This window comes from Streptomyces sp. WM4235 (genome assembly GCF_001279725.1).
GTDB lineage: Bacteria > Actinomycetota > Actinomycetes > Streptomycetales > Streptomycetaceae > Streptomyces.
The window spans coordinates 24,667-44,652 of sequence record NZ_LGDE01000360.1 but is presented as its reverse complement, the minus strand read 5'-3'; the positions used below and the strand labels follow the sequence as shown (position 1 = coordinate 44,652).

Here is a 19,986-nt window from a genome sequence, read left to right as displayed (position 1 = left end):
TGCTCACACCCGGACGCCGAAGTCCTCCGCCCGATCGGACGGCGTACCGGACGGGGCCGACGGCCGCGACCCGGTACGCCGCGCCCCACCGGCCCCGCGCCGGAGTCGGCCGACCGGGACGAGCCGGGCGAACAGGACCAGGAGGGCGACCGCCGCGACCGCCGCGCCCGGGACCAGGCCCGGCGGGCGGAACGTACACGTCACCGAGCGGGTGTCGGGGCCCACGGGTACGGCGACCAGCCCCAGGTGGGCGGCGGCCGGCCGGCCGCCGCAGGTCCAGCCCGCGATGGCCGGCGCCGACAGCACCACCGTGCCGGTCGTGCCCGGCCGCAGGGTGGCCCGTACGCCCGACGCGTCGACCCGGAGCGCGGTCGGCGCGCCGGCCCGCAGCGCGGCCACCGCCGTGTCCAGCCGGGCCCGGTCCAGGCAGGCCAGCTCCCAACGGGCGGGCGCGGGCCGCGCGAAGACCAGCCGCGAGGCGGGCCCGTGCGCGACGCCCATCGGCTGGAGCGCGGCCCGGTTGCGCGGCGGACGGGCGTTCAGCCGGAACGCCGGGCCGTCCGCGAGCCGGGCCGCGCCGTTGTACTCCGGGGCCCACAGGAACGCCTCGGTGCCCGCGCGGCACAGGCCCGGCGTGAGCGGGGCCTCGTAGACCCGGGCGCCCAGCAGGAGTTCCTGGTTGGCGAAGGGGGAGGGGCCGTAGGCGAGCGGGGGACCCGGGCGCCGGACCGTGACCAGCGGCGCGGCCGTCGCCCGGCCGATCGTGCCGTCCGCTCGGAGCCTGGCCCCGACCGCGAAGACGGCGTCGGTCACCGGGTTGTCGAGGCTCTGGACGTTGCGGCCCCGCGAGGTCCAGCCCGCCCCGAGGGCGACCATCGTGCGGGTGAACACGTCCGGGGTGTGGCTGCTGTAGTACGCGCCGCCCTCACCGCCGAGCAGCAGCGGATCGTTGCCCGTCAGCGCCGGCCGGCCCGCGTCGGTCCGGTACCCGGGCCACCCCTCGGCGCCCGCCAACGCCTCGGCGCGCGCCGTGTGCGCCGGCCCCCAGGACGGGTAGTCGTCCAGCCCGCCGAGCTTGCCCAGGTGCCCGTACGCGACGGTCGCCGCGGCCTGGCCCACCAGGACCGCGACCAGCAGCCCGGCCGCCGGGAGCGCGCGGCGCCGGCCGCGCAGCGCCCACCACGCCCAGCCGGCCACCGCCAGCCCGCCGCCGAACAGCGCGTACCCCCAGCCGGTCGCGAGGGCGCTGCCGCCGGCCCCGAGCGCGGCCAGGCAGAGTACCCCCGCGCCCGAGGCCAGCGCCCGCACCCCCGGCGGGCCGGCCGCCAGCCCGGTCCAGGCGGCGATGACCACGATCCCGGCGAGCACGAAGGTCTGCCGGTACGGGCTGCCGTTCGGGGTCGCGAACGCGTGCCAGGCCAGGTGGGTCGGCGCCCACTGGAACGACAGCAGCACCGCCACCACGAGCCCCGTCCACCACAGTCGGGCCCGCACCGGCACCGCCCGGTGGAACGGCAGCGCCGCCACCAGCAACAGCGTTCCGGTACCGACGAAGAGGGCGGGGGAGGAGAAGGAGTAGGTGGCGGGCAGCAGCCGCGCCAACAGGTCCCCGGTCGCCGCCGGCGCGAACTCCCGGGACCACCCCGGATAGGCCTGCCTCGAACTGAGGAACAGCGGCGCCAGCACCGGCGCGGCCAGCGCGATGCCCAGGACGGTCGCCGTCGCGGCCCGCCCGAGCACCCGCGCCCGCCCGAGCCCGCGCCGTCCGCCCGGCACCACGTCCCGGTCCTGCGCCAGCCGCACCACGAGCACCAGCGCCGCGCCCAGCGTCGCCATGTACGCGGTGTAGAAGTTCGCCGTCCAACACAGGGCCACGACCAGGGCCGCCGCGCCGGGACGTCGGCCGCGCAGCGCCCATTCACCCGTCAGACACAGGAGCGGGAACGCGATCAGCCCGTCCAGCCACATCGGGTTGTACGCGGCCTCGATCACGGACCAGCCGCACAGCGCGTACGAGGCCCCGAGCAGCCCCGCCGCCCACCACGGCCCGCGCCGCTGCGTGCGCAGCGACCACGCCATGGCCGCGGCCGCGGCGGCCGTCTTGAGCACGGTGACCACGTACACGGCGAGGTCGATGTCCGCGCGCGGGAAGACCCCGACGAGCACCGCGAACGGGCTCGACAGGTACGTCCCGAAGTCCGGCAGGAAGCTCGTCCCGTACCCGGACTGCCAGTTGAGGAGCAGACCGCCCTCGGCGCGCCCGTGCAGCAGGTCCCACAGGTGCGCGTGGAAGGGCACGAACTGGTTGCCGAGGTCGTTGACGCTGCGGTGGCGGGGCCCGTACGGGAAGACGCGCGCGACGGCGTCCCCGGCACACACGGCCACCGTCGTGATCAGGGCGGCGAGCGCCGAGCCGAACAGGCTGCGGCGCCGCGGGGAGGTATGCGGTGTCGACATGGTGGGCCGACCCTGGCAGACGCGGAGGACGCCGGGATGGCGCCGGGGTGACCGGCGTGCCAACACTCGCGCACCCCAACACGCTCGGAATCGTTGGTCGAACCAGTGGCTCGGATCACCCTGACTGCATAACATCGATCACCGCACGGCCCTTGTGCATCGACGCACAATCTCCCGGCCCTGGAGGCTCCTTTGCACCGTCGCACTGCGCTCTCCGTCTCCGCCGTCCTGCTCGCGGCGGCTCCCCTGCTGTCCGCCTGCTCGAACGAGACCCGCCCCGGCACGGCGGCCGTGGTGGGCGGCGAACGGATCACCACCTCAGCGCTCCAGGCCCAGGTGAACGACGTACGCGCCGCACAGAACCGGTCCACGACCCCCACGCCGGCCGAGCTCGTGGAGAGTTCCCCGCGACTGGAGCGGACGAAGCTGCGCGGCCTGATCAACAGCCGGATCCTCGACAAGATGGCCAAGGACGCCGGGATCACCGTCACCACGAAGGAGATCGAGGAGCAGCGCAAAACGCTCGTCGACAGCAGCGGCGGCCCGCAGAAGTTCCAGGCGGCCATCCTCCAGGAGGCGGTGACGGCCCCCGGCCAGATCGACCGCTTCATCACGGACCAGTTGCTCCTGTCCAAGCTCATGGAGAAGTACGGCAAGGACAAGCTCACCGCGCCCGCCTCGGCTGCCGCCGAGAAGCTGGGCATCGAGGTCAACCCGCGTTACGGCAGCTGGGACGCCGAGGGGATCCGGCTCGGTGACGGAACCACCCCGTGGATCATCCAGCGGACCCGTCCCGAGCAGGCCGTACCCGCCGGGACCTGAGTCGTCCGTCCGGAGGTAGGTTCGGGGGGTGACTGAGCACGCGTCCCCCGAGCCCACCGGCCGCATCGTCCTGCTGACCACCAGCCACCGGGTCGCCCCGGGCCTGCTGTCCTGGTCCGCGTGGCAGACCCTGCACGCCGCGGACCGGGTGCTGTGCGCCGACCCCGACCACCCGCAGCTGCCGTACCTGCGCGAGGCGGGTGTCGAGGTGCTCCACGCGGTCCCCGACGCCCACGAACTCGTCGAGGCCTGCGCCGGCGGCGCCACCGTCGTGGTGCTGCCGAGCGGCGAGGGCGACCAGCGCCTCACCGACGGGCTCGCCCGGCTGGCCGGCTCCGGTCGGGTCGCCATGCCGGACCTGGAACTGCTGCCCGGGTCCTACGACCTGCCCGGCGCGCGGCTGCTCGACCTGGTGCAGGTGATGGACCGGGTGCGGCGGGAATGCCCCTGGACCTCGGCGCAGACCCACGAGGGCCTGGTGAAGTACGCCATCGAGGAGGCGTACGAGCTGGTCGAGGCGATCGAGGCCGGCGACCGGGAGGAACTGCGCGAGGAGTTGGGCGACGTACTGCTCCAGGTGTTCTTCCACGCGCGGATCGCGCAGGAGCACGCCGACGAGCCGTTCTCCGTCGACGACGTGGCCGGGGACCTGGTCGACAAGCTGATCCGCCGCCACCCGCACGTCTTCGGCGACGCGCGGGCCGAGACCCCCGAGGACGTCAACGCGCACTGGCAGGCGACCAAGGCGGTCGAGAAGCGCCGCGCGTCGGTCACGGACGGGGTCCCGGTCGCCCAGCCCGGCCTCGCCCTCGCGGCCAAGCTCGCCGGCCGGGCCCGTGCGGGCGGCATCGCGGTGGAACTGCCCCGGGGCGAGGGCGTCGGATACGAGTTGCTGGAACTGGCGGCGCGCGCCGAGGCGGCGGGCGTCGACCCCGAGACCGCGCTGCGCGCCGCGGCCCGCGTCTACCGGGACGCGATCCGGGCGGCGGAGGTCGCCGACGCCTGACCCGCGCCGGGCGGCACGTGGACGACGTCCCCTACAGCGGTGCGCGCCCCGAGGGGTTGTGCCAGTGCGGGTCCGGCGGGCTCAGGAACCATTCCCCGAAGCCCACCGGGCGGGTCCGCCCGGAGCCGCCCGCGGGGATCGCGTCGTGGAAGATCCGGTCGGGTCGGGCGCCGAGTTCCTCCAGGAGGTACGCGGTCTCCTCGATGAACTGCGCCGGCCCGCCGAGGTAGACGTCCTGGTCCCGCCACAGGCCGCGGTGGCCGAGCGCGGTCGCCAGCCGGTCGGTGGCCTGGTTGCGGTGCTGTCCGGGGGCGGGTGTGAGGTAGGTGACGGCGAGCCGGCGGTGGGCGGCGGCGAACGCGTCGATGAACGGCCGGTCGTAGAGGTGCGCGGCGTCCCGCGCGACGACGAAGAGCCGTACGTCCTGGTCGGGAGGGTCGTCCGCGAGGTCCTCCAGCATGGCGCGGATCGGGGCCCAACCGGTGCCGGCGGCGATGAAGGTGACCGGGCGGTCCTCGCGGCGCAGCGTGAGCCGGCCACCGGGCGCGCCCAGTCGCAGCGTCTCCCCGGGCCGTGCCTCGCGGACCAGCACGTGGGACAGTCGGCCCTCCTCGATCCGGCTGACGTGCAGGTCGACGGTGCCGTCGGGGCGGGGCGCGTTGGCCAGGGAGTAGGTGCGCCAGGTGGTCGGGACGCGGGCGCTGCTCACGCTCACGTACTGGCCGGGGAGATAGGGGAGCGGGAGGTCGGGGCGCAGGGTCAGTACGGCGACGTCCTGCCCGTACTGGAGGTGGCGGACGATCTCGGCGTCCCACCAGGGCGGGTCGGTGCTCTCGGCGGCGCCGGCCGTCATCGCGTCGGCGATCACCTGGTAGGCCTCGGCCCAGGCCTTCTCCACCTCGGGTGTCCAGGTCGCGCCGGAGGTCTCGGCGAGGGCGGCGAGCAGGCTGGTGCCGACGGCCGCGTAGTGCTCGGGGCCGACCCGGAACTTGCGGTGGTCGCGGCCGAGGTCGCGGAGGTAGGGGACGAGGGTCTCGGTCTCCAGGTGGGTGACCACGTGGGTGAGGGCGGCGAAGAGCCGGTCCCGCTGGCGTTCCATGTCCGCCGGGGAGGAGGGGAAGAGCGGGCGGACCTCGGGGTGGTGCCAGAAGAGGTGCGAGTAGAAGTACTTGACGGCGTGCTCGGCCCGTCTCTCCACCACCGCGAAACTGCTCTTCAAGATCCTCACGTCCACAACAGCGAAAGTAGGAACGCCGGAGCGGGCGGGGTCAAGCCTTGGCGGATCTACGGACAGCCGCGACGAAGCACCCATATGGGATGGCGTCCGGAGGCCGGGATACGGTCAGCGGGTGCATGAGCCGACCCCCGCGGAACCCGCCGACGAGACCTCCTCCCCCCAGGGCCCCACCCTGTTCGACTGGGAGTTCGCCACCGACCCGTACCCGGCGTACGCCTGGCTGCGCGAGCACTCCCCCGTGCACCGCACCAAGCTCCCGAGCGGCGTGGAGGCCTGGCTGGTGACCCGGTACGCGGACGCCCGCCAGGCCCTCGCCGACCAGCGCCTCAGCAAGAACCCGGCGCACCACGCGGAGCCGGCGCACGCCAAGGGCAAGACCGGCATCCCGGGGGAGCGCAAGGCGGAGCTGATGACGCACCTGCTGAACATCGACCCGCCGGACCACACCCGGCTGCGGCGGCTGGTGTCGAAGGCGTTCACCCCGCGCCGGGTGGCGGAGTTCGCCCCGCGCGTCCAGGAGCTCACCGACCACCTCATCGACGGGTTCGCCGGGAAGGGGGAGGCGGACCTCATCCACGAGTTCGCGTTCCCGCTCCCCATCTACGCCATCTGCGAGATGCTCGGCGTACCGCGCGAGGACCAGGACGACTTCCGGGACTGGGCCGGGATGATGATCCGGCACGGCGGCGGACCGCGCGGCGGGGTCGCCCGTTCCGTGAAGCGGATGCGGACCTATCTCGGGGAACTCATCCACCGCAAACGGGACGATCTGGGCAACGACCTGATCTCGGATCTGATCCGGGCCGGCGACCACGGCGACCACCTGACGGAGGCCGAGGCCACCGCGATGGCCTTCATCCTGCTCTTCGCCGGCTTCGAGACGACCGTGAACCTCATCGGGAACGGCGTCCACTCCCTCTTCATGAACCCGGAGCAGCGCGAGCGCCTCCAGGCCTCCCTGGCCGCCGGCGAGAGCGGGCTGCTGGAGACCGGTGTCGAGGAGCTGCTGCGCTACGACGGGCCCGTGGAACTGGCGACCTGGCGGTTCGCCACCGAACCGCTGACCCTCGGCGGGCGCGACATCGCGGTCGGCGATCCGGTGCTGGTGGTCCTCGCGGCCGCGGACCGGGACCCCGCGAGATTCGCAGAACCGGACACTCTGGACCTGTCCCGGAGTGACAATCAGCACCTCGGATACGGGCACGGCATCCATTACTGCCTCGGCGCGCCGCTCGCGCGTCTTGAAGGACAGACGGCGCTCAAGAGTTTGCTGATGCGTCTGCCGGATCTGGAACTCGCCGTTCCACCTGCGGACCTGCGCTGGCGGGGCGGACTCATCATGCGTGGCCTGCGCACGCTTCCGGTCCGCTTCACACCCCGAAACGACTGAGGTGCGACCGGAGCCGGCCTGACCGCGAGTCAGTTTCCGACCAAACTTGTTACTTGTATGCCAAGGCCGCTAGGTTCTGCCGTTACCCCGCCGTTATGCGAAAGGTACAGCCTCATGCGTTCCGGGAACGGCCGCCACAGACGCCCCAAGCAGATACCCGCACTCGTCGTCACCGCCGGAGTCGCCGGTTCCGCGTTGGCCCTGCCGCTGCTCGCGGCAACCAACGCGAGCGCCGCCGACGCCGGCACGTGGGACACGGTCGCCGAGTGCGAGAGCGGCGGTTCCTGGAGCGCCAACTACGGCAGCGGCGCCTACGGGGGGCTCCAGTTCACCCAGGAGCAGTGGAACGAGGCCGGCGGACTCGACTACGCGACGCGCCCCGACCTCGCCAGCCGCTCCCAGCAGATCGCCATCGCCGAAAAGGTGCTGGCCTCGCAGGGTCCCCAGGCGTGGCCGCTGTGCGCGTCCTCGGCCGGCCTGACGCGACAGGGTCCGTCGGCCGCGGTGGACCCCGGCCGGATCGAGACGCCCGCGCCGGTCGCGCCCACCCCCTCCCGCCCCGACTCCGCGGTGCCGAAGAGCGGTTCCACGCCCGCCACCGACTTCGGGGTGCCGACGCCCACCGCGCCCGCCCCGACCCTGCCCTCCCCGTCCGGCGCGCCGTCGTTCACGCTGCCCGACGTACCGCAGGGGCCCAACGCCGGACTGCCCGTCATGCCGGACCCGGACCCGACCCTTCCCACCGGTCCGGGCAACCAGCCGCCGGTCTCCCCGACCACCCCGGGCGGCACGACCACCCCGGTGGCCCCCTCGGACCCCGCCAGGGACCCGAACCCGGCCGACCCGTCCACCACGCCCTCGGCCCCGACGGGCACCCCGACCGGCACCCCGACCGACTCGGCGGCGGACGGCGGCGGCAAGCACCGCGGCCCGGCGGCGGACGAGTCCCTCGGGGCCGTTCCCAACACCGCGCCGGAGCCCGTCTACACGGTGAAGGCGGGCGACAGCCTGACCGCCATCGCGGACGCCAAGGGACTCAAGGGCGGTTGGACCAAGCTCTACGAGGCCAACGAGCAGGTCATCGGAGGGGACGCGGACCTCATCAAGCCCGGCCAGAACCTGGATCTAACCAAGTAATAGGGGCAGTTCGGGCACCCATTAAGATCCGAATGTCCGGTATCGGCAAGTGAGACATGCATCTCTTCCGCCCAACTGGCGTGTCCCGTATCGAAGCTGCTGCAAACCCCGCCCTCACCTGCGCAAACGTCCCTAAGCGGAACGCAAGTAGGGCCCTTTCCCCCCGATGTTGCTCGTTGAACATCGGGGGGAGACCTGTCTACCTTCTGAGTCGCTCGTCACCGCGAGCCTCTTCGACCGCATCGCCGAATCCTGCCGGCGGACGGAGAGAACAGTCGTCGCGCAAGCGCCGAAGGCAGGAGCGGGGGAACCAAGGTAGGCGCCGGGACAGGCCGTCGAGAGACGGTCGCGGACCGGCTGGGGGTTAAGACGCACGCCAGTCGTGCGGCCGGGCAACTCACTCGCCCGAACCCGACAGCTCACCTCGTAGGCGTCGGTGAGGAGAAACTCCATGCTGCTTTCCGGCAAGGGCAAGCACCGTCGCGCCTCCAAGGCCGCCCGCATCGTCACGCTCGCCGGTGTCGCCGGTGTCGCCGTCGCGGCGCCGCTGATGGCCGCGGGCTCCGCGTCCGCCGCCACCACCTCCGAGTGGGACAAGGTCGCCTCCTGCGAGTCCGGTGGCAACTGGTCCATCAACACGGGCAACGGCTACTACGGCGGCCTGCAGTTCTCGTCCGGCACCTGGGCCGCCTACGGCGGCAAGGCGTACGCCTCGCAGGCCAACCAGGCCTCCAAGTCGCAGCAGATAGCCATCGCCGAGAAGGTCCTCAAGGGCCAGGGCAAGGGCGCCTGGCCGTCCTGTGGCGTGGGCCTGTCCAACTCCTCGTACGACGGTGGCGGCTCGGCCGAGACCCCCAAGCCGCAGAAGCAGCAGGCCGCTCCCAAGAAGCAGAAGGCCGCGCCGAAGACGGAGACCAAGCGCTCCGAGGGCTCCACCACCACCCGCTCCGAGCGTTCCACGGCCGCCCCGGCGCCGCAGAAGGCCCCGAAGACGACCGCCGCCCCGAAGATCGGCAACGGCTCGTACGAGGTCAAGGCCGGCGACACCCTGGGCACCATCGCCGACGCGAACGGCGTCAAGGGCGGCTGGCAGAAGCTGCACGAGCTGAACAAGGACATCGTCCCGGACGCCGACCTGATCTACCCCGGGCAGAAGCTGAAGCTCAGCTGAACACCCCGATGACACCGCGTCAGTCCTGACGCACCCCCTGCCCGGCGCGTACCCCTCCACGCGCCGGGCGGTGGCGTGTCCGGGCCCGGTCGAGCCCGATCCCCCGGACGATCAAGAGTCGTATGTCCTGGAAGAAGGGTATTCGGGCCCTTTTTCGTCCCAGGACCCGGGCGGTCGGCCGGCCGAGTGGCCGGAGCCGGTTAGGCTCTAGTCGGCAAGGCCATCCCACGGCCTGAGCCGCCACCGCACACCCAGCGTCACATCCCAGAAGGAGATGCTCGTGCCGTCCATCGACGTCGTCGTAGCCCGGGAAATCCTGGACTCCCGAGGCAACCCCACGGTCGAGGTCGAGGTTGGCCTCGACGATGGCAGCACCGGTCGTGCTGCAGTTCCGTCCGGCGCCTCCACCGGTGCATTCGAGGCCATCGAGCTGCGTGACGGTGACCCCAACCGTTACTTCGGCAAGGGTGTCGAGAAGGCCGTCCTCGCCGTCATCGAGCAGATCGGCCCGGAGCTCGTCGGCTACGACGCCACCGAGCAGCGCCTGATCGACCAGGCCATGTTCGACCTGGACGCCACCGACAACAAGGGCTCCCTCGGCGCCAACGCCATCCTCGGCGTGTCCCTCGCCGTCGCGCACGCCGCGTCCGAGGCCTCGGACCTGCCGCTCTTCCGCTACCTCGGCGGTCCGAACGCGCACCTGCTGCCCGTCCCGATGATGAACATCCTCAACGGTGGGTCGCACGCCGACTCCAACGTGGACATCCAGGAGTTCATGATCGCCCCGATCGGCGCGGAGTCCTTCTCCGAGGCGCTGCGCTGGGGTGCCGAGGTCTACCACACCCTCAAGAAGGTCCTGCACACCAAGGGCCTCTCCACCGGCCTGGGCGACGAGGGCGGCTTCGCCCCGAACCTGGAGTCGAACCGCGCCGCGCTGGACCTCATCGTCGAGGCCATCAAGCAGGCCGGCTACGTCCCCGGCAAGGACATCGCGCTCGCGCTCGACGTCGCCGCGTCCGAGTTCTACAAGGACGGCAAGTACGAGTTCGAGGGCCAGTCCCGCTCGGCCGCCGAGATGACCGAGTACTACGAGGAGCTCGTCTCCGCGTACCCGATGGTCTCCATCGAGGACCCGCTGTACGAGGACGACTGGGCCGGCTGGAAGACCCTCACCGACAAGCTGGGCTCCAAGGTCCAGATCGTCGGCGACGACCTCTTCGTCACCAACCCCGAGCGCCTGGCCCGCGGCATCGAGGAGGGCTCCGCGAACGCCCTGCTCGTCAAGGTCAACCAGATCGGTTCGCTGACCGAGACCCTCGACGCCGTCGAGATGGCCCAGCGCAACGGCTTCAAGTGCATGATGTCGCACCGCTCCGGCGAGACCGAGGACGTCACCATCGCCGACCTCGCCGTCGCCGTGAACTGCGGCCAGATCAAGACCGGCGCCCCGGCCCGCTCGGACCGCGTCGCCAAGTACAACCAGCTGCTGCGCATCGAGGAGATCCTCGACGACGCCGCGGTGTACGCGGGTCGCTCCGCCTTCCCGCGGTTCCGCTCCGCGGACCAGTAGGAACGGCGGGGGCTCACCACGCCCCGGCCTCCGTACGTCCCCGCACTCGGTCCCGTACCGTGTGCGGGGACGTATTGCGTAGCGCACACAGGGGAGGCGGGACCATGGCCGGGAACCGGGACCGGTTCTCCACCTTCTCGACCGCGACCAGGCTCAAGGCACTCGGCGAACGGACCGCGGCGCACGTCTACCGCTCCCAGTCACGCCGCCAGGTCCGCCGCAGCCGGCTCACCGGCCGGGCCGCGCTCCTGGTGCTCGTGCTCTGTACCCTGGTCGTCGCCCTCGCGTACCCCATGCGCCAGTACGTGTCCCAGCGCTCCGAGATCGCGCAGCAACAGCGGGACGCCACCGACGCGCGCGAGCGGCTGGAGAAGCTCCGCGACGAGAAGGCCCGCTGGCAGGACCCCGCCTACGCGGAACAGCAGGCGCGCAAGCACCTGCACTTCCTGCGCCCGGGGGAGATCGGCTACATCATGAACGACCCCGGCACCGAGGCCAAGGAAGACCGCCGCACCGGGCAGGCCGGCTCCGACCGGCCCTGGTACTCGAACGTCTGGGACGGCGTCGACAAGGCCGACCGCCCCGGCGACTGACCCCGACACGCCACGCCCGCGACACACCCGCACACGAACGAAGAGACTCATCCCAGGCATGCAGACGCCCCCGCCCCAGACCGACCGCACCGAGCCGACCGCCGCGGACATCGAGGCGTTCCAGCAGCAGCTCGGCCGCCCGCCGCGCGGGCTGCGCGCCATCGCGCACCGATGCCCCTGCGGGCAGCCGGATGTCGTCGAGACCGCGCCCCGACTCCCCGACGGCACCCCCTTCCCGACGCTCTTCTACTTGACCTGCCCGCGCGCCGCCGGTGCCATCGGCACGCTGGAGGCCAACGGCGTGATGAAGGAGATGCAGGCCCGGCTCGCCGACGACCCGGAGCTGGCCGCCGCCTACCGGGCCGCGCACGAGGACTACATCACCCGCCGCGACGCCATCGAGGTGCTCCAGGGCTTCCCGAGCGCCGGCGGCATGCCGGACCGGGTGAAGTGCCTGCACGTGCTGGTGGGCCACTCGCTGGCCGCCGGCCCCGGCGTGAACCCGTTCGGCGACGAGGCCCTGGCGATGCTGCCCGAGTGGTGGGCCAAGGGCCCCTGCGTCACCCCGTGCGGGGAGAAGAAGGACGCGGACGCGTGAGCGCCACACGGGTCGCGGCCATCGACTGCGGCACGAACTCCATCCGCCTCCTCGTCGCGGACTGCGACCCGGCGACGGGCGGGTTCGTCGAGCTGGACCGCCGGATGACGATCGTCCGGCTGGGCCAGGGCGTGGACAAGACCGGCCGGTTGGCCCCGGAGGCGCTGGAGCGCACCTTCGCCGCGTGCCGCGAGTACGCCGCGGTCATCAAGGAGCTCGGCGCCGAGCGGATCCGTTTCGTGGCGACGTCGGCCTCCCGGGACGCCGAGAACCGGGACGACTTCGTCCGGGGCGTCCTGGACATCCTGGGCGTGGAACCCGAGGTGATCACCGGGGACCAGGAGGCCGAGTTCTCCTTCACCGGTGCCACCAAGGAGCTCACGGGCCGCACCGACATGGAGCGGCCGTTCCTGGTCGTCGACATCGGCGGCGGCTCCACCGAGTTCGTCGTGGGCACCGAGCACGTCCGGGCGGCCCGCTCCGTGGACGTCGGCTGCGTCCGGATGACGGAACGCCACCTGGTGGTGGACGGCACCGTCACCGACCCGCCGACCGAGGAACAGATCGCCGCCATACGGTCCGACATCGAATCGGCCCTGGACCTGGCCGCCGAGACCGTGCCGCTGACCGAGGCGCGCACCCTGGTCGGCCTGGCCGGCTCGGTGACCACCGTCGCCGCCATCGCGCTGGGGCTGACGGAGTACGACTCGGCCGCCATCCACCACTCGCGGATCCCCTACGCGAAGGTGCGCGAGATCAGCGAGCGGATGCTGACGGCCACGCACGCCGAACGCGCCGCGATCCCGGTCATGCACCCGGGCCGGGTCGACGTGATCGGCGCCGGCGCCCTGGTCCTGCTGGCGATCATGGAGCGGATCGGGGCCGAGGAGGTCGTGGTCTCGGAACACGACATCCTCGACGGCATCGCGATCAAGACCGCGGAAGACGTCGAGGCCGACAAGCAGCGGACCTGACCCGGTCAACCGCATGAGGGGGGTGCTCCGGCCGGCCGGAGCACCCCCTCGTCGTCAGATGCGGCGGTGGACGTCACGCGGTCGCCGACCTTGACGACGAGGACGACGAGTTCGCCGTCCAGCACCTGGTGGGCGATCCAGCGACCGCGTGCGCCTCCCGGGGCCCCGGCGGGCCCCGGGTCGTACGGGTGGGCGAATACCTCGCGCCGACTCCTGCTCGCGGCCACGAATCGCCCCCGAAGAAGGGGGCGTTGATTCCGTTTCCCCTCCCCCCGTTCGGCTGATGGGGGATCATGTGGTGAATTGTTGAGGTGGGGGATGACCCGCCGCGCCGCGGTCTGTCACGGCCGGGCGCGCGCGGCGGCGCGGCCTTCGGCACGACGTGCCGGTGCGGGGCCCCCACCCCACGTCTTCCATGGGGGTGGACATGCCTGTTGGGGCACTGGCGACGGCCTCCGTCGTCGCCACACAACTCAACGACCTCGCGGACAAGCCGGGGCTCGGCTCCCGTCGGGACGAGCTGAAGTCGCTGGCCGACGCCCTCCAGGGGCTGGGCGACGGCGACATCGAACCCTGGACCGAACTCGACCTCCTCCAGGCCTACGCCCGGCCGGAGAGCGTGAGCGCCGCCCTGGCCGAGGGGCCGGAACACCGGGCCTGGGCCCTGCTGGAGGTCGCCATCGGCACCCTCGTGTTCCTGCCGCTGTTACTCACCTGGTTCGGCCTCAGCCGAGCCACGGACGCCTACCGGACACTCATCGGCGAGGACCCGAAGTCCGCCGCCCGACCCTTCCTGCAACTGTGGCAGTCCGGCTTCGAGGGCCGGTTGGCCGACTGGTCCACCTTCGGACACGTCGCCGGATCCGCCACCGCCGTCATCCTCCTGTTGTGCCTGCTCGCCGCCGTGCACGGGGTGCGCAGAACCCGTACGGAACACCGGGCCGACCAGGCGCGACGCACCGCCGACGAACTGCTCGCCCTGCTCGTCCCGCTGCTCACCCGGGCCCAGTTGCTGCTCAACGAACAACGGCTCTCCTCCCCCCGACGGTTCACGGCGGAGCTCACCGCCGCCGCCGCGAACCTCGGCAGGCTCGGCGACAACGCGGTGCGCGCCCACGAGCGCCTCGGCGAGGTCGCGACCTCGCTCGCCGCGTCGGTGGAGGCCGCGGGCGACCGGCTCGACGCCCTCGACGCGGCCGTGCTGCCGCTGGAGCGGGCCGTCTCCCGGGTCGAGGCGGCCGTACAGACGAACACCGGCGAGGTCGGTCGGGCCGTCGCCGCGCTCACCGACCCGCTGGAACAGCACACCTCCCGCCTGGAGACCGTGGTCAGCGGCAACGGGATCATGGTGCGCAAGGCGCTGGAGGACGTGCGCGAGGTCAACGGCGAGGTCCGCGACGCCCTCGGCGCCGCCGGCGAACGGGTCGAGGACTCGGTGACCACCCTGGCCGCCGCGCAGCGCTCGTTCACCACCGGCACCGAACTCGCCGCCGACGTCACGGCGCGGGTCCTGCACCGCCTCGGCGACGTCACGCAGGACACCGCGGAAGCCGTGGCCCTCTCGCAGCGGGCGGTGCTGGGGCTGGAGGAGCAGACCGGCGCGCTGCGGCAGGCCGCCGAGCGGTTCGCCGAACTCGCCCGGGCGATGGCCGGGGCGGCGGACGTCTCCGCCGCGGCGGCCGAGGCCAGGACGCTCGTCGACACGCGGTTCGTCCACGAGGCGCGGACCGGGCCCGCCCCCGTCCCCGCTCCCGCTTCCGCCCCCGCTCCCGTCCGGGCGCGGGCCGTCGGGGTGGACCTGGCCAAGGGGCACGACGCCCACGCACACCCGCAGGACGATCCGACCTGGACGGCCCGACGATGAGGAGGCCGCCGCGGCCGCGGTTCAACCCGCTGACCCTCGCCGGCTGGCTGTTCGCCGACATGCTCCTGGTCCTGGCCATGGTCGCGATGGGCGACCGGGGCGACCCGGTGAAGGCGGCCGAGGCCTCCCGCGCCGGGACCGGAGCCTCGCCCCGTCCCGACGCGACACCCGGCGCGAGGCCGAGCCCCACCCCCTCGGGGCCCCGGTCCGTGGAACGGCGGGCGGTGACGTTCTCCTTCGACGCCGACTCCTCCGACACCGAGCGCATCGTGGGGCAACTGCGCGCCGGGACGAAAGCACACGACGGCCGCACCGCGGCCTTCGTCCTGACCTTCGGCCGCAGCCCCCGGGTCGGCGACGGCGTGGACTACGCCCGCCACGTCAACGCCCTGCTGGCGAAGGCCCGCCCCGCGATGTTCACCGGCGCCACCACCCGGGACTTCTTCGTCCAGGGATCCTCCGGCGACCACGCCGACATCGAGATCTACTTCTACACCTACTGACAGCCCGAGCCGTACACCCCTCGGAGGCGCGAGACCGTGCAGATCCTTCCCTTCTACCTGGTGTGCGACGAGTCCGGCTCGATGGCCGGCCCGTCGATCGACAGCATGAACGCCGCCCTGCCGGAACTCCACAAGGAGATCAGCAGGAACCCGGCGGTCGCGGACAAGACCAGGTTCTGCCTGATCGGGTTCTCCGACGACGCCACCGTCCTGCAGCCGCTGGCCGACCTCAGCGACCTGGACACGCTGCCGGCGCTGTCCGCGGGCGGACTGACCGCGTACGGGGAGGCGTTCCGCACGCTCCTGCGGTGCATCGAGAACGACGTCGCCCGGCTCAAGGCGCAGGGCCACGAGGTCTACCGGCCCGTCGCCTTCTTCCTCTCGGACGGCGGCCCCACCGACGAGGACTGGATGCAGGCGCACAAGGAGCTCAACGAGGCCCGCTACCGGCCGAACATCATCGCCTTCGGCATCGGGGAGGCCGACCGCGCCACGATCGGCCACGTCGCCAACTTCCGGGCCTTCATCCAGGACGACAAGACCGTCTCCCCGGCCGCCGCGCTGCGCGAGTTCGCGACCAGCCTCACCCGGTCGATCGTGCGGTCGGCCCGCAGCATCCCCGCCGGTGGCAACGGCGTGTTCAGCCTGGCCGTGGACGACACGGTGCCCGGCTTCTCCACCGTCTCCCTCGACAAGCTCTGAGGCCGGTCATGCGAGAGGAGACACCCGACCCCGCGCACGGTCCGACGGGCGCGACGTACACCCGGTGGCCGGCCCCGGCCGCCTCCGTCGAACCCGAACCGCTGGAGCTGCCCCGCGAGGTCTCCGCCGAGTCCGAGCCGGCCGCCGAGCGGCTCCCCGCCCCGCGGCCCGCTCCCGCATCACCGGAGCCCGCCCCCTCGGCGGTCCCCGAACCCGCCCCCGCGGCGGATGCCGGGCGGGTGCCCGCCGTGCTCGGCGACCCGCCGTTCAGCGGGCCCAAGCCCCCGCTCTACGCGCCCGGGCCCGGGGCGCCGGTCGGGGCCCGGGCGGACGTGGACGGCGCGGTCCTCCCGGACACCGTCGTCGACGGGGCGACCCACGGGCCGTTGACGGTACGGGCCGCGTCCGTGCGGGGCGACTCCCACCGCTACCACGCGGAACCCCGGCAGGACGCGCTGGTGGTGGCCCGGTTGGGAGAGCCGGACGAGGACACCGGGGTGCTCCTGCTGGGCGTCGCGGACGGGATCGGCTCGGCACCGCGCTCGCACCTCGGATCCCAGCTCGTGTGCCGCGAGATCCTCCGCTTCCTCGACGAGTACGCCGGGGAACTGGCGCGGGCCCTGCGCACCAGGGACGAGAAGACCCTCACCGCCGTCGTGAACTCCGCCGTGGGCAGCGTCGCCGAGTCGCTGGTGCGGGCGGCCACGACCGCCGGGCACCGACCCGGCGACTACGCGACCACCCTGCGCGTGCTGCTCGTCCCCCTCGACCCCGCGGTGCGCCACCGGGCCCTGTTCACCGTCGGCGACGGCGGCGCGGCGCTGCTGCGGGACGGGACCTGGTACCTCGACGTGGTGGGCGCCGCGGACGGCGAGGGGTCCGGGATCATCGACACGCGCACGGCGGCCCTGCCCACCACGCGCGTCGCCGAGACGCACCTCTTCGGTCCGGCCCTGCCGGGTGACGTGTTCGTCCTGTGCACGGACGGCCTGTCGACGCCGCTGGGGGGAGAGGAGGAGATGCGCGGCTTCCTCCGCGGGGCGTGGGGCGGGCCCCCGCCCGGACTGCCCGACTTCCTGTGGCAGCTCCAGTACCGGGTCAAGTCCTACGACGACGACCGCAGCGCCGTCTGCCTGTGGGAGGGGGACTCGTGAGCGTCATCGACGGCGCCGACGTGGCGCTGTCCTCGCTGGACCCGCTCGACAAGGTCGGTGACGGCGGTCAGGGCGAGGTGCGCACGCTGGCCGGTTGGCCCGGCCTGCTCTACAAGAGCTACCGGGAACCCCACCGTGTCGCGGGGGACTCGCTGACCGCGCTGGTCCTCGTACGGCTCGGGCTGCGGGCCGACGAGCGCGACCGGTTGGACGCGTCGACGGCCTGGCCGCTGTGCCGTGTCGTGGACGCCGGCCGGGTCACCGGGTTCCTGATGAACGAGGCGCCCGCCTCCATGCGGTGGGCGACGGGGGACGGCTCGACGAAGCTGACCGAACTGGCCTTCCTGCTCCGCCCGGGCAAGGCCGCCTGGCAGGGGGTCGTCCAGCCCTCGCCGGCCGAGCGATTGGCCCTCGTGGTCGCGCTCGTCGAACTCGTCGACCGGCTGCACGCGACGGGCCTCGTCTTCGGCGACCTGTCGGAGGCCAACGTGCTGTGGACGGTCCGCCCCGCGCCCGCCGTCCACCTCATCGACTGCGACGGGGCCCGCCTGGTGGGCGCCGAGCCGGTGCTCGCCCAGGCGGAGACCCCGGACTGGAGCGACCCGCTGGCACCGGCCGGCGCGGCCACCGTGGACAGCGACCGCTACAAGGTCGCGCTGGCCGTCGGCCGGATCCTCGCGCAGGACGCGTACGCGGCTCCGGGCCGCCCGCTCGACCCGCTGCCCGGGGTCCTGGACGGACGTCGGGAGGAGGCCGTGCGCGGGCTCTACGAGAAGGCGGCGGGCGGCCACGGGACCCGGCCGGACCTGGGTCAGTGGCGCATCGCGCTGGCCGGGCGGCGGCAGATCGCGTTGGAGGCGGGTCGGCCCCGCGAGCGGCCTGTCCTCGACCCGCGCAAGTTCGACGGGCCGAGGAGACGGGGGAGCATCAGGCTTCGCGACTGAAGCTCCCCGCGACCCGTCCAACGGGCTGCTCCATCCGGCCGAGACCCTTCGAAAGGCAGCTTGGGGGGCCGAAAGTCCCTTCGCCCCGATCAGGTTCGTGAAGTTCTTCACAAGGAAAAAAGGCCTGTTGGGTCAAGGTGGGGGGCGTTCGGGCCCCTCAGGGGGTCCACAGGGCAGTTTCATGCGAGCGTTCGTGCGAATCGCGGCCGCCGGCGAGGGGCGTCGGTAGGTATCCACGAACCCGGTGGTCTACTCCGGTTGAAGGCCTTCAGGCCAGTTCAGGACTGGTGTACAACGTCTCCCGTTACACCGTGGTTCCCGTTTCCCGCCATGACCTGGGTCACGTGGGCGGCGCAGTGTAGCAGAGGGTGGACAGCCCCTTGTGAAGGGGCTCACGAGCGTCACCCCTGGGGGTGCTGGATACTCGTTCCATGAGCACCACGGAGCGTCCCAGGATCCTCGTTGTAGGAGGTGGGTACGTAGGCCTGTACGCAGCCAAGCGCATCATGAAGAAGATGCGCTACGGCGAGGCGACCGTCACGGTCGTCGACCCGCGCTCGTACATGACCTACCAGCCTTTCCTCCCTGAAGTGGCCGCAGGCAGCATCTCGCCTCGGCACGTCGTCGTCCCGCTGCGACGCGTGCTGCCCAAGGCGGAGGTTCTCACCGGCCGGGTCACGACCATCGACCAGGACCGCAAGGTCGCCGTCGTCACGCCGCTGGTCGGCGAGGCGTACGAGCTGCCCTTCGACTACCTGGTGATCGCGCTCGGCGCCGTCTCCCGCACCTTCCCGATCCCCGGCCTGGCCGAACAGGGCATCGGCATGAAGGGCGTCGAGGAGGGCATCGGTCTGCGCAACCACGTGCTGGAGCAGCTCGACAAGGCCGAGTCCACGACGGACGAGAACGTCCGCCGCAAGGCCCTCACCTTCGTCTTCGTCGGCGGCGGCTTCGCCGGTGCGGAGACCATCGGCGAGGTCGAGGACATGGCCCGCGACGCCGTGAAGTACTACACCACCATCAAGCGCGAGGACATGCGCTTCGTGCTGGTGGACGCGGCCGACAAGATCCTCCCCGAGGTCGGGCCGAAGCTCGGCACCTGGGGCAAGGAGCACCTCGAGTCCCGCGGCATCGAGATCTACCTGAACACCTCCATGGACTCCTGCGTGGACGGCCACGTGGTGCTGAAGAACGGCCTCGAGGTCGACTCCAACACCATCGTGTGGACCGCCGGCGTGAAGCCCAACCCGGCGCTCGCCCGCTTCGGCCTGCCGCTGGGCCCGCGCGGTCACGTGGACGCCGAGCCGACCCTCCAGGTCAAGGGCACGGACTACATCTGGACCGCCGGCGACAACGCCCAGGTTCCCGACATGGCCGCCCGCAAGGCCGGCGTCGAGAACGCCTGGTGCCCGCCGAACGCCCAGCACGCGCTGCGCCAGGCCAAGGTCCTCGGCGACAACGTCATCTCGGGCATGCGGGGCTTCCCGCAGGGCGAGTACTCGCACTCCAACAAGGGTGCGGTGGCGGGCCTCGGCCTCCACAAGGGCGTCGCGATGATCGTCATGGGCAAGATGAAGATCAAGCTCAAGGGCCGGCTCGCCTGGTACATGCACCGTGGCTACCACGGCATGGCCATGCCGACCTGGAACCGCAAGATCCGCGTCTTCGCCGACTGGACCCTCGCGATGTTCCTCAAGCGCGAGGTCGTCTCCCTCGGAGCCCTGGAGACCCCGCGCGAGGAGTTCTACGAGGCCGCCAAGCCGGCGCCGGCCCCGGCGGCCACCGCCGCACCGGCCGCCAAGGCCAAGGCCTCCTGACCCGGCGCGCTCCGGCAGGATCCTGAGCACGACCAGCACGTCCCCGA

At 72.5% G+C, this 19,986-nt stretch carries 18 protein-coding genes and 1 riboswitch; of the genes, 15 read left to right on the top strand and 3 right to left on the bottom strand.

The window, feature by feature from the left end:
- Window positions 1–3 precede the first annotated feature (3 nt).
- Window positions 4–2,457: a YfhO family protein gene (locus tag ADK55_RS22520; RefSeq protein ID WP_053681494.1), complete on the bottom strand. Its 2,454-nt coding sequence runs from the start codon at window positions 2,455–2,457 to the stop codon at window positions 4–6.
- Window positions 2,458–2,649: 192 nt separating this feature from the next.
- On the opposite strand from ADK55_RS22520, the gene ADK55_RS22515 reads away from it, so the two are divergent.
- Together ADK55_RS22515 and ADK55_RS22510 are read left to right on the top strand one after the other, a co-directional pair.
- Complete coding sequence (locus ADK55_RS22515) at window positions 2,650–3,279, top strand: SurA N-terminal domain-containing protein (protein WP_063839589.1); 630 nt, start codon at window positions 2,650–2,652, stop codon at window positions 3,277–3,279.
- A 28-nt stretch (window positions 3,280–3,307) separates the two neighbouring features.
- Window positions 3,308–4,285: a nucleoside triphosphate pyrophosphohydrolase gene (locus ADK55_RS22510; protein ID WP_053681490.1), complete on the top strand. Its 978-nt coding sequence runs from the start codon at window positions 3,308–3,310 to the stop codon at window positions 4,283–4,285.
- Between the two features lie 31 nt (window positions 4,286–4,316).
- Here ADK55_RS22510 and ADK55_RS22505 read toward each other — a convergent pair whose 3' ends face one another.
- Window positions 4,317–5,519: a globin domain-containing protein gene (locus ADK55_RS22505; protein WP_053681488.1), complete on the bottom strand. Its 1,203-nt coding sequence runs from the start codon at window positions 5,517–5,519 to the stop codon at window positions 4,317–4,319.
- 115 nt (window positions 5,520–5,634) lie between these two features.
- Here ADK55_RS22505 and ADK55_RS22500 point away from each other — a divergent pair, with 115 nt between their 5' ends.
- The 7 genes from ADK55_RS22500 (at window position 5,635) to ADK55_RS22470 (ending at window position 12,955) form a co-directional block, all read left to right on the top strand.
- Entirely contained in the window at window positions 5,635–6,912 is a 1,278-nt protein-coding gene (locus tag ADK55_RS22500) for a cytochrome P450 family protein (RefSeq protein WP_053681486.1), read from the top strand.
- Between the two features lie 114 nt (window positions 6,913–7,026).
- Window positions 7,027–8,049: a transglycosylase family protein gene (locus ADK55_RS22495; protein ID WP_053681484.1), complete on the top strand. Its 1,023-nt coding sequence runs from the start codon at window positions 7,027–7,029 to the stop codon at window positions 8,047–8,049.
- A gap of 277 nt (window positions 8,050–8,326) precedes the next feature.
- Window positions 8,327–8,497: riboswitch (cyclic di-AMP (ydaO/yuaA leader) on the top strand.
- Between the two features lie 3 nt (window positions 8,498–8,500).
- Window positions 8,501–9,220 carry a transglycosylase family protein gene (locus tag ADK55_RS22490; protein WP_053681482.1) on the top strand — a complete coding sequence of 240 codons (720 nt, stop codon included), beginning with the start codon at window positions 8,501–8,503 and terminating at the stop codon, window positions 9,218–9,220.
- 274 nt (window positions 9,221–9,494) lie between these two features.
- Complete coding sequence (gene eno, locus ADK55_RS22485; protein ID WP_053681480.1) at window positions 9,495–10,790, top strand: phosphopyruvate hydratase; 1,296 nt, start codon at window positions 9,495–9,497, stop codon at window positions 10,788–10,790.
- A gap of 104 nt (window positions 10,791–10,894) precedes the next feature.
- The gene (locus tag ADK55_RS22480) at window positions 10,895–11,383 is read left to right on the top strand and encodes an FtsB family cell division protein (RefSeq protein WP_053681478.1); all 489 of its coding nucleotides are present in this window, start codon (window positions 10,895–10,897) and stop codon (window positions 11,381–11,383) included.
- 58 nt (window positions 11,384–11,441) lie between these two features.
- Window positions 11,442–11,981 (top strand): DUF501 domain-containing protein, encoded by a 540-nt coding sequence (locus ADK55_RS22475; protein WP_053681476.1) that lies wholly within the window; start codon window positions 11,442–11,444, stop codon window positions 11,979–11,981.
- The gene (locus tag ADK55_RS22470) at window positions 11,978–12,955 is read left to right on the top strand and encodes a Ppx/GppA phosphatase family protein (protein ID WP_053681474.1); all 978 of its coding nucleotides are present in this window, start codon (window positions 11,978–11,980) and stop codon (window positions 12,953–12,955) included. The genes ADK55_RS22475 and ADK55_RS22470 overlap by 4 nt, the downstream gene beginning before the upstream one ends.
- Before the next feature lie 5 nt (window positions 12,956–12,960).
- Here ADK55_RS22470 and ADK55_RS38745 read toward each other — a convergent pair whose 3' ends face one another.
- The gene (locus ADK55_RS38745) at window positions 12,961–13,182 is read right to left on the bottom strand and encodes a hypothetical protein (RefSeq protein WP_159041516.1); all 222 of its coding nucleotides are present in this window, start codon (window positions 13,180–13,182) and stop codon (window positions 12,961–12,963) included.
- Between the two features lie 200 nt (window positions 13,183–13,382).
- Between ADK55_RS38745 and ADK55_RS22465 the strand changes: the two genes are divergently transcribed.
- The 6 genes from ADK55_RS22465 (at window position 13,383) to ADK55_RS22440 (ending at window position 19,939) form a co-directional block, all read left to right on the top strand.
- On the top strand, window positions 13,383–14,819 hold the full coding sequence (locus tag ADK55_RS22465) for a methyl-accepting chemotaxis protein (protein ID WP_159041515.1): 1,437 nt from the start codon (window positions 13,383–13,385) through the stop codon (window positions 14,817–14,819).
- The gene (locus tag ADK55_RS22460; RefSeq protein ID WP_053681470.1) at window positions 14,816–15,322 is read left to right on the top strand and encodes a hypothetical protein; all 507 of its coding nucleotides are present in this window, start codon (window positions 14,816–14,818) and stop codon (window positions 15,320–15,322) included. The genes ADK55_RS22465 and ADK55_RS22460 overlap by 4 nt, the downstream gene beginning before the upstream one ends.
- Window positions 15,323–15,358: 36 nt before the next feature.
- Window positions 15,359–16,024: a vWA domain-containing protein gene (locus ADK55_RS22455; RefSeq protein WP_053681468.1), complete on the top strand. Its 666-nt coding sequence runs from the start codon at window positions 15,359–15,361 to the stop codon at window positions 16,022–16,024.
- Window positions 16,025–16,032: 8 nt separating this feature from the next.
- The gene (locus ADK55_RS22450; RefSeq protein WP_053681466.1) at window positions 16,033–17,178 is read left to right on the top strand and encodes a protein phosphatase 2C domain-containing protein; all 1,146 of its coding nucleotides are present in this window, start codon (window positions 16,033–16,035) and stop codon (window positions 17,176–17,178) included.
- Window positions 17,175–18,122, top strand: coding sequence for a hypothetical protein (locus ADK55_RS22445; protein WP_053681464.1), 948 nt, complete (start codon window positions 17,175–17,177; stop codon window positions 18,120–18,122). Before ADK55_RS22450 ends, ADK55_RS22445 begins: the two co-directional genes overlap by 4 nt.
- A gap of 431 nt (window positions 18,123–18,553) precedes the next feature.
- Window positions 18,554–19,939, top strand: a complete 1,386-nt coding sequence (locus ADK55_RS22440) for an NAD(P)/FAD-dependent oxidoreductase (RefSeq protein ID WP_053681462.1) — start codon at window positions 18,554–18,556, stop codon at window positions 19,937–19,939.
- Window positions 19,940–19,986 lie beyond the last annotated feature (47 nt).

What these genes read in the sequence shown, in the direction of transcription:
- ADK55_RS22520 (WP_053681494.1), bottom strand. Translation starts at nt 2,457, where the DNA reads ATGTCGACACCGCATACCTCCCCGCGGCGCCGCAGCCTGTTCGGCTCG.
- ADK55_RS22495 (WP_053681484.1), top strand. Translation starts at nt 7,027, where the DNA reads ATGCGTTCCGGGAACGGCCGCCACAGACGCCCCAAGCAGATACCCGCA.
- ADK55_RS22490 (WP_053681482.1), top strand. Translation starts at nt 8,501, where the DNA reads ATGCTGCTTTCCGGCAAGGGCAAGCACCGTCGCGCCTCCAAGGCCGCC.
- eno (WP_053681480.1), top strand. Translation starts at nt 9,495, where the DNA reads ATGCTCGTGCCGTCCATCGACGTCGTCGTAGCCCGGGAAATCCTGGAC.
- ADK55_RS22480 (WP_053681478.1), top strand. Translation starts at nt 10,895, where the DNA reads ATGGCCGGGAACCGGGACCGGTTCTCCACCTTCTCGACCGCGACCAGG.
- ADK55_RS22475 (WP_053681476.1), top strand. Translation starts at nt 11,442, where the DNA reads ATGCAGACGCCCCCGCCCCAGACCGACCGCACCGAGCCGACCGCCGCG.
- ADK55_RS22465 (WP_159041515.1), top strand. Translation starts at nt 13,383, where the DNA reads ATGCCTGTTGGGGCACTGGCGACGGCCTCCGTCGTCGCCACACAACTC.
- ADK55_RS22460 (WP_053681470.1), top strand. Translation starts at nt 14,816, where the DNA reads ATGAGGAGGCCGCCGCGGCCGCGGTTCAACCCGCTGACCCTCGCCGGC.
- ADK55_RS22450 (WP_053681466.1), top strand. Translation starts at nt 16,033, where the DNA reads ATGCGAGAGGAGACACCCGACCCCGCGCACGGTCCGACGGGCGCGACG.
- ADK55_RS22440 (WP_053681462.1), top strand. Translation starts at nt 18,554, where the DNA reads ATGAGCACCACGGAGCGTCCCAGGATCCTCGTTGTAGGAGGTGGGTAC.